The following is a 13049-nucleotide window of genomic DNA, read 5'->3' as shown; positions in this document are numbered from 1 at the left end:
CTCACTCTCTCCTTTTCGCCACCATCGTCAGAACGTCATATTGCGCGACGACGGCATCCAGCTGGTTGGTTACCTTGCAATCCCAGCGCACCTCGCCATGCTCGGCATTGATGCGGGGATTGATCTCTTTGCAGGTCAACTGCACCTGGAGCGTATCACCCGGATTGACCGGTGTCAGGAAGCGCAGATTGTCGACGCCATAATTTGCGAGAACCGGGCCTGGAGCCGGATCGACGAAGAGGCCGGCCGCGAAAGAGACGATGAGATAGCCATGCGCCACGCGTCCCTCGAAGAACGGATTGGCCTTCGCCGCCTCCTCATCCATATGGGCATAGAATGTGTCGCCGGTGAAATGGGCGAAGTGCTCGATATCGTCGAGCGTGACCGTGCGCGTGGCGGTGACGAGCTGATCTCCGATCTTGAGCTCAGCGAGCGACTTGCGGAAGGGGTGCTCGCTGTCGCGGCGGGTATCCGCACCATCCATCCATCGTCCCGTCACGGCGGTCAGCATGGTCGGTGTACCTTGAATCGCGGTCCGCTGCATATAGTGCTTCACGCCGCGGATACCGCCGAGCTCCTCGCCGCCGCCGGCACGACCGGGGCCGCCGTGAACGAGGCCCGGCAGCGGTGAACCATGACCGGTGGAGCTCTTGGCGCTCGAGCGGTTGCCGATCATCACGCGACCATGGAATGGTGCGAGGCCGAGAACAACCTCCTCAGCGAAATGCGGATCGTTGGTGAAGACGGAGGCAACGAGACTGCCCTTGCCGCGCCGCGTCAGATCGACGGCCTCTTCCGCCATGTCATAGGGCATGACGGTGCTGACGGGGCCGAAGGCCTCGACATCGTGAATGGCAGGCGCGGAGCCCGGCTTGTCGCAATAGAGCAGGACCGGATTGAGGAAGGCGCCGGCGCTTGCATCGCCGGACATGACATGCGGATTATCGGGATCGCCGCCGACGATCTCGGCCTCGGTGGCGATATCCCGAATGCGCGCCCGCACCTCCTCGCGCTGAGCGAGACTTGCAAGCGGCCCCATGCGAACCGTCTCATCGGCCGGATTGCCGATTGCCGTCTTGCCGAGACGATCGTTCAAGGCCGCAATAAGCGCTTCACTGTAGGAACGGGGCACGATGACACGGCGGATGGCCGTGCACTTCTGCCCGGCCTTGACCGTCATCTCACGGGCGACCTCCTTGACGAAGAGATCGAACTCCTCCGTGCCGGGCGCGGCATCGAGGCCGAGGACGGCCGCGTTGAGGCTGTCAGCCTCCATGGTGAAGCGCACGGAGTTTTCGATAATCGCCCTGTGCGTCTTGAGGCGCTGGCCAGTCGCGGCAGACCCGGTAAAGGTCACCACATCCTGGTCCTCGACATGATCAAGGAGATCGCCGACCGAGCCGCAAACGAGCTGCAGCGCACCTTCCGGCAGCAGGCCTGTTTCGATGATGCGGCGAACCATCAGCTCGGTAAGATAGGCCGTCTGGCTCGCCGGCTTCACGATGGCGGGAACGCCGGCAAGCAAGGTCGGCGCGATTTTTTCCAGCATGCCCCAGCAGGGGAAGTTGAAAGCATTGATGTGAACGGCGACACCCTGCAGCGGGCTTAGGATATGCTGTGCGGAAAAGCTCTGGTCCTTGGAGAGCTGCTCCACGTCGCCATCGAGCAGCACACGCGCATTCGGCAGCTCGCGCCGCCCCTTGGAAGCGTAGGATAGCAAGGTTCCGATGCCGCCTTCGATATCGATCCAGCTATCGGCGCGCGTGGCGCCGGTCGCAGTCGAAAGCGCGTAGAATTCTTCCTTCCTCTCAAGCAGCGCCTGCCCGAGCGCCTTCAGCATTGCGGCGCGCTCATGGAAGGATAGACGCCGCAGCGCCGGGCCGCCCTTGTCGCGGCCATAGGCCAGGATCTGCTTAAAATCGATACCGGAGGAATCGATGAACGCGACGGGCACGCCGGTCGATGCATCGAGCAGCGGCACGCCTTCTCTGGCGCCGGCGACCCAGGTGCCCCCGACATAGCTTTCAAGCCGGCGCGGCTGGTTTGCCATGATGTTCATCCGCATTTCCTTTCTTCATCTTTCCGGTGATCCGAGCGGAAAACCGCCAGGCATCTCCCGAACTGATCAATTCAAATCGAGCGCAGAGAGCTGCGCATCAACCTCGGTCTGCCATTCGGCCAGCAAAGTTTCGTTAGGCGTATGTCGCAGGCCGAAGCGTGACAATGTTTCGAAGCGGGCTGAACCGGCATGGCCAAAGCTCGCTGCAACGCGAGGATGCCAATAAGCGGCCGAAGCCCGTGCCTTCGCCCGGCCCTCGTCATCGGCGGCGATGCGGACAAGCCCAGCGGCGCCGAGTTCGGCATGCCGTCTTTCGCGCGGCAGGATGGCGCGGAAGGTCTCGGCCAGCGGCTGATAGGAAACGCGCGCCAGCTCCTTCAACTGCACGACGCTCGCGGTCCCCATCAGAACGTTCATGACGACTGCATCCACCCAGCCTTCAAGCGGGTAGTGGAACACGGAAAGCCGCATATCGCTGCCCTGCCTGACCGCGCCGATATCGGCATCGCGGGAAAGCCGTGCCGCCCAGGGATGGTGGATGGCATAACGCCCGCCATCGACGCCGAAGGTCTCCATGACCTTCAGGACCTGGCCCGCATGATCGGTCTTTTCCAGCACGATGCGCGCCGCGGAAATGCGCTCCTGAATTCCTGGCGCATCGTTGATGATGTCAGCAAAGCCGGCGGAACCCGCCAGTTCGCTATCGACGAAGCTCGCCATCAGACGCAAGAGTTCGCCGCGATAGCGCGGAGGCGCGTTGTCGGGCGAGGAGAGCATGCCGCCCTCCTGCAGATATTGCTCGATCGGCATCGTCTCGGACATCTTGTTCCTCCCTTCGATGCGCGCGCCTACTGGTCGTAGCTGACAACGATGCGGTCGGTGAGCGGGTAACACTGACAGGTCAGCACATAGCCCTGGCGCACCTCGTAATCCTCGAGCGCGTGGTTGACCTCCATCTCGACCTCGCCTTCGAGAACCTTGGCCCGGCAGGTGGAGCAAACGCCGGCCTTGCAGGCATAGGGAACATCCATCGCGTTTTCGAGCGCTGCATCGAGCAGGCACTGGCCGTGCTTCGGGAACTTGAAGATGCGCGTCGCGCCATCGAGCGTGACCGTTGCCTCGCAGCTGGTTTCATGATCGGCGGCGGCACTACTCTCCACCTTGCGCCGCGCGCGGCCCGGCTGCGCGGAGGCGAAGAGCTCGAACTTGATCTGCTCGTCGCGCATGCCGTGTTCACGCAAAGCCGCAGCGATCGCCAGCATCATCGGCTCGGGACCGCAGATAAAGGCTGTCGCAACCGACTTGATGTCGATCCAGCTCTTGAAGAGCGCCTTGCACTTCTCCGCATCGATCCGTCCCGTAAAAAGATCGATCTCCTGCGCCTCGCTCTCCAGAATGTGCAGCACCGAGAGGCGGCCGAGATAGAGGTTCTTCAGATCCTCCAGCTCTTCGCGGAACATGATCGAGCTGATCTGCCTGTTGGCATAGACCAGCGTAAAGACCGAGCGCGGCTCGCGGGCCAGCACCGTCTTGATGATCGACAGAACCGGTGTGATGCCGCTGCCGCCGGCAAAGCCTAGATAGTGCCTTGCCACGTCCGGCTCGATCGCGGTGAAGAATGCCCCCATCGGCGGCATGGCTTCCAGCGTATCGCCCGCTTTCAGGTTTTCGTTGATCCAGGTCGAGAAACAGCCGCCATCCACGCGCTTGACGCCGACCTTCAACACGCCTTCGTCCTTCCCCGCGCAGATCGAATAGGAGCGGCGCAATTCCTCGTCGTCGAACTTGCGGCGAAACGTCAGATACTGGCCCTGCGTGAAATCAAAGACGGCCCGATCCTCCTCGGCTGGCGCAAGCGTGACGACAACAGCATCGCGCGTCTCGCGGCGCACATCGGTGACAGTCAGCGGATGGAAACGTGCCATGGATGCGGATCTCGTCCTTTGGGGTCAAATACATTTGAAGTAATCGAAGGGTTCCAGACACTCGGTGCAGCGATAGCTCGCCTTGCACGGCGTCGAGCCGAACTGGCTGATCTTTTCCGTGTTCGCCGATCCGCAGCGCGGACAGGCAATCGTGAGATTGGAGCGGCCCGCAAGCCGATCGATGCGCTTCATCAGCACGCCATCGGCAGCGGTGCCATCGATCGGTGGGGCGATGCCATAGGCACGCAGCTTCTCGCGTCCCCCGGCGCTAATCCAATCCGTTGTCCAGGCGGGCGACAGCTGCCGCTCGAGGCGTACCCGATCGAGGCCCTTTTCGGCCAATGCCCGCTCGATATCGAGATTGATTACCGTGGTGGCGGGACAGCCCGAATAGGTCGGCGTCACCGTGACAACAAGCGTATCCTCCTGCCAGCCGACGTCGCGGATGATGCCGAGATCGGTCAACGAAATCACCGGTATTTCGGGGTCCGGCACCTCCGATAGCCAGTGCCAGACCTCTTCGACCGAAGGATGCAGCGCAGTCGCCATGCCAGCCTCCTACCAGGTCGCGCCCGGATAGGCGCGCTGCAGGAACTGCAGCTCGGCCAGAAGATAGCCGAGATGTTCGGTGTGAACGCCGCGCCGGCCGCCCTTGTGCATATAGCCATCCATCGGGCGGCCGAGCGTCGCTTCGGTAAGCGCATCGGAAACGATCTCGTCCCAGCCGGCCTTGAGGCGTTGCGGTTCCGGGATCACGCCGGCCTGTGCCAGTGCCGCATCGGCGGCATCGCTCACGAACATTTCGCCCGTGAAGGCCCAGAGATCGTCGAGAGCCTCCTGCATACGGCGGTGACTTTCGGCCGTGCCGTCGCCAAGGCGAATGATCAGATCTCGGCTGCGATCGAGTTGATAGGAGACTTCCTTGAAAGCCTTTTCAGCGATCTCAGCAATGCGCGGATCGGCCGAACCTTTCAAAGCTTTCAGCAATAGATAGTGCCAGGCGTCAAAGAGGAATTGCCGCATCAGCGTCTTGCCGAAATCGCCGTTCGGACGCTCGACAAGCAGGATGTTGCGGAACTCGAAACCATCGCGCAGATAGGCGAGATCATCAGCCGAGCGGCCCTTGCCTTCCACCTCGCCCGCCAGAGCGAGCCAGAGCTGCGTCTGGCCGATGAGATCGAGCGCCGTATTGGCAAGCGCGATATCCTCCTCCAGGGCAGGCCCGCGGCCGCACCATTCGGAAACGCGGTGGCCGAGGATCAGCGTATTATCGCCGATGCGTAGGAGGAATTCGACAAGAGCGGCCTGATCGACCGCCGGTTCAAGGGCAGCGATCGCCATCACATGTGCCCCACTTCATCGGGAATGTCGAAAAAGGTCGGGTGACGATAGACCTTCGAATTGGAGGGATCGAACAGCGGTCCCTTCTCCGAAGGGGCGCTTGCAGCGATTTCGGACGAGCGCACCACCCAAATGCTGACGCCCTCGTTGCGGCGCGTATAGACATCGCGTGCATTGTTGATCGCCATCTCGGCATCGGGCGCATGCAAGCTGCCGACATGGCGATGGTTGAGGCCGTGCTGACCACGTATGAAGACTTCCCAAAGCGGCCATTCACTGGACATGTTTCTCACTCCCTGACTATTCCGCCCACCTTATTCGGCGGCGACCTTTGCGGCAGCGCGGCGAGCCGCTGCCTTTTCTGCATGGGCAGAAAGGCCATCCCGGAACCATGCGCCATCATCCCACGCCTGCTTACGGGCATTGAGCCGCTCCGCATTGCACGGGCCGTTGCCGGCGATCACGTTGAAGAACTCTTCCCAGTCCGGCTCACCGAATTCGTAGCCGCCCTTTTCCTCGTTCCACTTCAGATCTGGATCCGGGACGGTTAGACCGAGATATTCGGCCTGCGGCACGGTCTGGTCGACGAATTTTTGCCGCAGCTCGTCATTGGAATTCTGCTTGATCTTCCAGGCCATCGACTGGGCCGAATGCACGGAGGCATCGTCCGAAGGGCCGAACATCATCAGCGACGGCCACCACCAGCGGTTTAGCGCATCCTGCACCATGGCCTTCTGCGCAGGCGTGCCCTTCACCATTTTCATCAGGATGTCGAAGCCCTGGCGCTGATGGAAGCTTTCTTCCTTGCAGATGCGCACCATCGCCCGCGCATAGGGGCCGTAGGAACAGCGCTGCAGCGGAACCTGGTTCATGATAGCAGCGCCATCGACGAGCCAGCCGATCGCGCCGATATCGGCCCAGGTCAGCGTCGGATAGTTGAAGATCGAGGAATATTTGGCCTTGCCGGAATGCAGCTGCTCATACATCTCGTCGCGGCTGATGTCGAGCGTCTCGGCGGCACAGTAGAGATAGAGGCCGTGACCGGCTTCGTCCTGCACCTTGGCAAGCAGGATCGCCTTGCGTTCCAGCGTCGGCGCGCGGGTGATCCAGTTGCCCTCCGGCAGCTGACCGACGATTTCGGAATGAGCGTGCTGGCTGATCTGGCGGATCAACGTCTTGCGGTAGCCTTCCGGCATCCATTCCTTCGGCTCGATCTTCTGGCCGGCATCGACGCGTTCCTGGAAGGCGCGCTCCTGGGGGTCCATCTCGTCGAGGGAACGGATGCGGGTGCCTTCGGTTTTCACCATCTGTGCATACATTGATCTTTCCTCCGTCTTCGCGCCTCCCGCGCGATCGAGAATGATCGCAAGCCTGCAGTCGCCTTGAAGACTTCAGCCAAGCTGAAACTCCACGGCACCGCCAGTATAAGCCTGTTTCTCGTTCTCCTCCACGAAACAGCGATCCGGGGCAAACGCATTAACCGACCGATCGGTCATTTATTAGCATGCGATATGTCACAATACAAATGAATTTTTAGAGTTTTCTGTGACATTCAATGCCGTGAAAGCACGTGGCAAGCCGAACTTCCCTTACTATGTACCTGAGCGGATTGATCCTTCAGCGTGCCTTGAGGTGATCGAGCCGAGCCTTGCTTGCCGGCGTCATCTCTGTAAGCTTGCCCGATTCATTCACGAAACGGCGAGCGACATAGCCGTCAGCTTTTTTTGACAGACGCAAATAAAGCTCGGCAAACAGGCGCCCCGCCTCCTCGCCCGGCCAATTATCCGGCAGGGCGGACTTGGGAAGATGCGGCTCGCGCAGCATGATCAGGCGATACTGATGCACAAGCAGCAGCCGGGCAATCAGGCAATCGAACGGCGATAGCGCGGCACAATTTCCGACGCGTTTGAAAAATGAACCGAACCGGGCAATGAATTCGCCATAGGCCTCCGCGAAGCGCGGCAGGTTCCAAGCCTCTTCCGCAAATTCCCGCAAAGCGCCGTTCTCGGTCGCCAGCTGCGCGTCGAAAACGACGACACGCCCAGGCAAAGGCGGCGCGGGATGGGTCCCCATCGCCAGGCGCGGGTTCAGCCTGGCAAATCCCTCCCGCTCAAGGCCCTGCATGATCTCTTCCGGAGCCGGTCCGTTGATCAGGACGAATTGCCAGCGGACGGCCGGCTGCGGTCCATAGAACAGAGTAGCGGCCTCCGCGAATTCGGTCTGCGCGGCCTCGGTCAGCCGATAGAAACTGCGGCGCCCTTCCCGCTCTCCTGCAAGCTGGCCCGCTGCAACCAGCCGCGACGCGGCCGTGCGCACCAGCGTTTCGCTGATCCCAACGCTCTTGCATGTCTCGATAAGGTTGCCGATCCAGACGACGCCGCCCCGCGGCTCGATGACATCGCCATAGATCGTGACGATGAAACTCGCCGCTTTGATGGGCAGATCGACGAGAAGCGCTGCGACCGCTTCGCTCAAGTCGTCTCCGAGTTTGACGTTATCAGCCGACAATAGAGCTCTTCTCCGCATCTTTATCGTTAGGATTCATTAGCGTGAGACACTCGCACTATTCAAGGCGAGTACGGACAGAGGCTTTATCGCGACACGTTCGTCGGCAACGCCGTGGTGTATTTGACGCATTTCAGCGAGAAGTGCGACGATGAGCTCAGCACCGCTTCATGGGTCAGGATACCCCGCATCAGAAGCCCTTCATATTCCCTGACATCGGCGACGACGGCACGGATCAGGTAATCCCACTCCCCCGACATGGAGTAGCATTCCAGCACCTCGCGATAGCTGGCGATGAACTGTTCGAAATCGCGGCGGGTCGCAGGATCATGGGTCTTCATCTTGACCTGGCAGAAGACGTTCAGCCCCTTACCAATCTTGTCGGGATCGACAAGGCGAACCGTCCGGCCCAGCACGCCGGCGCTTTCCAGCGCCTTGATCCTTCGCCAGCAGGACGCGGGCGATGCCCCGACCTTTTCTGACAGCGCCGCCTGGCTGATATCGCCCTCCTCCTGCAGCACGCGGAGAATCGCTCTGTCGACGTGATCAAGATCGAAATCTTCCATTCAGAAACCCGCCATGGATGAAACATCTCTTTCAAAAGCTACGGCAAAACCTGCCAAATTGAAAGGAATAGAGCTAACGCTTGAATTAAAATAGTTGGGCCATCTGTAGGAGGATCACATGGCCCAGCTAGCCTTCAAAAGCCACGAGCGGAACTCGCCCGACGATCGCATCGACTGGCGCCGGGTTGCCTATCTCGTTCACCTCTCCCGGGCTCTCGACGAGATAGAGGAGAAGCGTCTCGTTCCGGAAAAGAAAGTTCTCTACCAGTTTTCTGCACGCGGCCACGATATGGCGCAGATCCTCCTTGGAATGCAGCTGACCGGCCTGCACGATGCGACCTGTGGCTATTATCGCTCGCGGCCGCTCCTGCTTTCGCTCGGCGTCGATCCGGCCGATGCGCTCGGTTCGGCCATGGGCCGCGCCGGCGGCTATTCCGACGGCCGCGACATTGGTGTCGTCTTCAACTATCCGAACCATGCCGGCGCCTCGGCCTTGCCCATGTGCGGTGGCGTCGGAGCACAATACACGCCGACGGCCGGCTGGGCGCAGGCGATGAAATATTATGCCACCACATTGGGCCGCGAGGAGTATGCGCGGGATATCGGTGTTGTGCTTGGCGGCGATGGCTCCGTTGCCTCGAATGGCTTCTGGGCTGCATTGACCGCTGCCACGACGCAGGCGCTGCCGATGCTGTTCTATATCGAGGACAATGGCTTTGGCATCTCGGTTCCCTCGACCGCACAGACCCCAGGCGGAAATATCGCGGCCAATCTGGCGAGCTGGAAAAATCTCGCAATCTTCGACGGCGACGGATGCAAACCGGCCGAAGCCGCGCATCTGGTGCAGGATGCCGTCTCGTTTGTTCGTGACGAACGCAAGCCGGCGCTTCTCAGGCTCACTGTTCCGCGCCTCGAGGGCCACAGTTTTCAGGACACGCAGACCTACAAGAGCGAGGAAACCGTGAAGCGCGAATGGGAGCGCGATCCCCTGCCGCGCCTGAAGGATTTCCTCGTTCCCGCCGTGATGACGATGCGGGAATGGGATGCTTGCGAAAGCGAAGCGCGCGATATAGCCGAAAACGCCCGCGCGCAAGCTGAAAACAGGCCGGTCGCCGCCCCCTCCTCCGTAACCCGCCATGTATTCTTCGACGGCGATATGCAGACGATGGGCGGGCAGCATCCATCCGGATATGAGCCTCCAGCGACAACGGATGTACCGGAAACCTCCGGCCCACGCATCAACATGGTCACGGCCATTCGCAGAACACTCGAACACGAGATGACGATCAACGAGCGCGTTGTCATGTTCGGCGAGGATATCGGCCCCAAGGGCGGGGTTCATGCCGTCACCCTCGGCATGCAGGAAAAATTCGGCAGCGAGCGGGTTTTCGATACTTCGCTATCCGAAGAGGGCATCATCGGCCGTGCTGTCGGTATGGCGCTCGCCGGGCTCGTCCCCATTCCGGAAATCCAGTTTCGGAAATATGCCGAACCGGCGACCGAACAGCTGAACGATTGCGGCACCATCCGCTGGCGTACCAACAATCGCTTCGCAGCCCCCATCGTGGTCCGCATGCCCGGCGGCTTCTTCAAATGCGGCGATCCCTGGCACAGCCAAACCAACGAAGTGGCCTTCGTCCACCAGCCAGGCTGGAAGGTTGCAGTTCCATCGAATGCAGAGGATGCCGTCGGCCTGCTGCGCACCTCGATCCGCGGCAACGACCCGGTCATCTTCTTCGAGCATAGAGCCATGCTCGATCACGCTTGGGCGCGTCGCCCCTACCCCGGCGACGATTTCGCGCTGCCCTTCGGCAAGGCGAAGCTGACGCGGACCGGCAGCGCCATCACCATCGTCACCTGGGGCGCAATGGTGCAGCGCTGTGAGGAGGCGGCGGAAGGCCTGTCCGCGGATATTATTGATCTTCGCACCCTGATGCCCTGGGATCACGAGGCCGTGCTTGCATCGGTCGCCAAAACCCATCGCTGCCTCATCGTTCACGAAGATCTCGAAGCCGCAGGCTTCGGCGCGGAAATTGCCGCCGTCGTTGCAGACAAGGCCTTCACGGATCTCGATGCGCCGGTCTCTCGGCTCGCCATGCCGGATATTCCGAGCCCACATAACCCGGTGCTTCTCGACTGGGCTGTGCCGTCCACTGAGCGGATCGCCAAGCGCATTGCCGAAGTCCTGGAGTTCTAGGAATGACTGGTATCATCGAGATCACGGCTCCAATCGAACAGGAGGGCACGAAGGCGGTTGTGCGAAACTGGCTGAAGCGGATCGGCGATCATGTCAAGGAAGGCGATGCGCTTGTCGAACTGGAAACCGACAAGGTCACCCAGGAGATAGCGGCGCCATGCGACGGTATCCTGAGCGAAATTGCGATGGGGGATGGCGATGACGCCACGCCGGGGGCGATCCTCGGACGTATGAGCATCGAAAACGCGAACGGTATTGCAGCGCAAGCGGCCGAGGTTCCGTTGCAGATACAGCCGGCCTCACTTGCCACGGCCTCCGCCGCCGCTTATTATTCACCCGCCGTTCGCAAGGCCGCCGAGGAATACGGGATCGACCCGGCCAGTCTGAAAGGCAGCGGCAGGGATGGGCGAGTCACACGCGCCGATATGGATCATGCGCGGGAAATCGCCAAGCCGCATCCATCTGGGCCGGTGTCGCAGCGGGCTGAGGCTGCACAGACCCCGCCGGCAGTCGCAGCTGACGGCAAATCTCGCATCGTTCCCCATTCCGCCATGCGGCTTTCGATCGCAAGGCATATGGCCCAATCCCTGGCGACAGCGCCGCAGGTCACCGCAATCTTCGAGGCCGATTTCACGGCGATCATGCGTCATCGCGAAAGCCACAAGGACCGACTGAAGGCCGAAGGCGTGAACCTATCCTATACTGCCTATTTCGTGGCGGCATCCGTTGCGGCCATGAAACTCGTCCCCGAAGTCAACAGCCAATGGCATGATGACAATCTCGAGATCTTCGAAGATATCAATATCGGGATCGGCATCGCATTGGGCGACAAGGGCCTGGTCGCGCCGATCATTCGGCAGGCGCAGAATCTCCAACTTGAGGCGATCGCCGCAAGGCTCCTGGATCTGACGGACCGGGCGCGATCCAATGCGCTCAAGGCCGACGATATGAAAGGCGGAACCTTCACGATCTCCAATCATGGCGTTTCCGGCTCGCTGGTCGCATCTCCCATCATCATCAACCAACCGCAATCCGCCATCCTCGGCATCGGCAAGCTGGAGAAGCGTGTCGTCGTTCGGGAGGTCGATGGGGCCGCTACGATCCAGATCCGCCCGATGGCCTATGTGTCCCTGACGATTGACCATCGCTCCCTGGACGGTCACCAGACGAACGCGTGGTTGTCGGAATTCGTGCGGGTTCTGCAGGATTGGCCGCAATAGGGAAAGGGATGGGTCAATGAATAAGACAGCATTTTTCGACAGTCTTACGGAACAGAAGCCCGATCCCCTGCTTGAACTGATTGCCAAGTTCGCGGCCGACCCGAGGCCCGGAAAGATCGACCTCGGCGTTGGCGTCTATCGCGATGAAACCGGCCGAACGCCGGTCATGAAAGCTGTCAAGGCAGCCGAGCATCATCTCTGGGAAACGCAGCAATCCAAATCCTATATCGGTCCGGAAGGCGATCCTGTTTTCCTTAGAGCATTAGCGTCCGAAGTCTTCGGCGAGCGCCATGGTGGCAAGCCGGTCGTGGGAATTCAGACACCGGGCGGCACCGGCGCTCTGCGCCTGGCTGCGGAACTGCTTGCTCTCGACAAGCGACGGAAAATCTGGATCGGCACGCCCACCTGGGTCAATCACCAGGCAATCTTTGCCTGCGTCGGCCTTCAGATCGCAACCTATCGCTTCTTCGACATTGAAAAACAGGCCGTTCTCGTTGACGAGATGCTGACAACCCTGCGGAACACTGCTCCCGGCGATGCCGTGCTGCTGCAAACGAGCTGCCATAATCCGACAGGCGCCGCGTTGTCGCGGCAAAACTGGCGAGATATTGCCGACATCATCGCTGCCAAGGGATTGATCCCGCTCTTCGACAATGCCTATCAAGGCCTCGGCCGCGGCCGAGTCGAAGACGCAGCCGGCATGATTGATGTCATCGAAACAGTCGCCGAGGCCATGGTTGCCGTCTCCTGCTCCAAATCCTTCTCGCTCTATAGGGAGCGCACCGGCGCGGCCTATCTCTTCGGGGATCGGCAGGCATCCTTGAGCAAAGCTATAGGCAATCTCGCAAGCTATGCCCGCACGAGCTATTCCATGCCGCCCGCGCACGGAGCAGCCATCGTCGCCGCAACCCTTGAGGACCCTTCACTGCACCGGGCCTGGGCCGATGAACTCAGCGAAATGCGTACGCGCATCGTCGAGATCCGCCAGGCTGCTGCCGAGGCTTTTGGCCAATTCCGCGCGGAGCTCGCCAATATCAGTTCGCAGGAAGGCATGTTCTCCCTGCTGCCGATCTCTCCGGAAAATGTTCGGCAGCTTCGCTCCGAGCATGGCATCTACATGCCGGATTCCGGTCGGATCAACGTGGCCGGGATGCGGGTCAGGGATATTGCATCCGTAGCGGAGCGCATCGGTCCCTATCTGACTTGAAGGCTGCGACAACGAGCAGCCGCCATGGG

Annotated in this window: 12 protein-coding genes; 3 read left to right on the top strand and 9 right to left on the bottom strand. The window is 60.8% G+C overall.

Annotation, left to right across the window (positions count from 1 at the left end; translation table 11 throughout):
• Position 1 precedes the first annotated feature (1 nt).
• The 9 genes from paaZ to FHT73_RS13450 form a co-directional block, all read right to left on the bottom strand.
• On the bottom strand, positions 2 to 2059 hold the full coding sequence (paaZ, locus tag FHT73_RS13490; RefSeq protein WP_183712230.1) for a phenylacetic acid degradation bifunctional protein PaaZ: 2058 nt from the start codon (positions 2057 to 2059) through the stop codon (positions 2 to 4).
• Positions 2060 to 2125: 66 nt separating this feature from the next.
• Entirely contained in the window at positions 2126 to 2881 is a 756-nt protein-coding gene (locus tag FHT73_RS13485; protein WP_183712228.1) for a Phenylacetic acid catabolic protein, read from the bottom strand.
• A gap of 26 nt (positions 2882 to 2907) precedes the next feature.
• Complete coding sequence (gene paaE, locus FHT73_RS13480; protein ID WP_112603224.1) at positions 2908 to 3984, bottom strand: 1,2-phenylacetyl-CoA epoxidase subunit PaaE; 1077 nt, start codon at positions 3982 to 3984, stop codon at positions 2908 to 2910.
• Positions 3985 to 4008: 24 nt separating this feature from the next.
• Positions 4009 to 4533, bottom strand: coding sequence for a 1,2-phenylacetyl-CoA epoxidase subunit PaaD (gene paaD, locus FHT73_RS13475; RefSeq protein WP_183712226.1), 525 nt, complete (start codon positions 4531 to 4533; stop codon positions 4009 to 4011).
• A gap of 9 nt (positions 4534 to 4542) precedes the next feature.
• The gene (paaC, locus tag FHT73_RS13470; RefSeq protein ID WP_183712224.1) at positions 4543 to 5325 is read right to left on the bottom strand and encodes a 1,2-phenylacetyl-CoA epoxidase subunit PaaC; all 783 of its coding nucleotides are present in this window, start codon (positions 5323 to 5325) and stop codon (positions 4543 to 4545) included.
• A complete protein-coding gene (gene paaB, locus FHT73_RS13465) occupies positions 5325 to 5609 on the bottom strand; it encodes a 1,2-phenylacetyl-CoA epoxidase subunit PaaB (RefSeq protein WP_112603218.1) in 285 nt (94 codons plus the stop codon). The genes paaC and paaB overlap by 1 nt, the downstream gene beginning before the upstream one ends.
• Positions 5610 to 5639: 30 nt before the next feature.
• Entirely contained in the window at positions 5640 to 6644 is a 1005-nt protein-coding gene (gene paaA / locus FHT73_RS13460) for a 1,2-phenylacetyl-CoA epoxidase subunit PaaA (RefSeq protein WP_183712223.1), read from the bottom strand.
• Between the two features lie 298 nt (positions 6645 to 6942).
• The gene (locus tag FHT73_RS13455) at positions 6943 to 7833 is read right to left on the bottom strand and encodes a PaaX family transcriptional regulator C-terminal domain-containing protein (protein ID WP_183712221.1); all 891 of its coding nucleotides are present in this window, start codon (positions 7831 to 7833) and stop codon (positions 6943 to 6945) included.
• Positions 7834 to 7916: 83 nt separating this feature from the next.
• The gene (locus tag FHT73_RS13450; protein WP_015342504.1) at positions 7917 to 8396 is read right to left on the bottom strand and encodes an Lrp/AsnC family transcriptional regulator; all 480 of its coding nucleotides are present in this window, start codon (positions 8394 to 8396) and stop codon (positions 7917 to 7919) included.
• Positions 8397 to 8514: 118 nt separating this feature from the next.
• On the opposite strand from FHT73_RS13450, the gene FHT73_RS13445 reads away from it, so the two are divergent.
• The 3 genes from FHT73_RS13445 to FHT73_RS13435 are packed head-to-tail and all read left to right on the top strand — an operon-like array spanning position 8515 to position 13020.
• The gene (locus FHT73_RS13445) at positions 8515 to 10593 is read left to right on the top strand and encodes a transketolase C-terminal domain-containing protein (protein WP_183712219.1); all 2079 of its coding nucleotides are present in this window, start codon (positions 8515 to 8517) and stop codon (positions 10591 to 10593) included.
• Positions 10594 to 10595: 2 nt separating this feature from the next.
• The gene (locus tag FHT73_RS13440) at positions 10596 to 11813 is read left to right on the top strand and encodes a 2-oxo acid dehydrogenase subunit E2 (RefSeq protein WP_183712217.1); all 1218 of its coding nucleotides are present in this window, start codon (positions 10596 to 10598) and stop codon (positions 11811 to 11813) included.
• A 16-nt stretch (positions 11814 to 11829) separates the two neighbouring features.
• Positions 11830 to 13020, top strand: a complete 1191-nt coding sequence (locus tag FHT73_RS13435; protein ID WP_183712215.1) for an aromatic amino acid transaminase — start codon at positions 11830 to 11832, stop codon at positions 13018 to 13020.
• The last annotated feature ends 29 nt before the right edge of the window (positions 13021 to 13049 follow it).

The organism is Rhizobium sp. BK098 (assembly GCF_014193155.1).
Taxonomy (GTDB): Bacteria; Pseudomonadota; Alphaproteobacteria; order Rhizobiales; family Rhizobiaceae; genus Rhizobium.
This window is presented reverse-complemented; position numbering and strand designations above follow the sequence as displayed.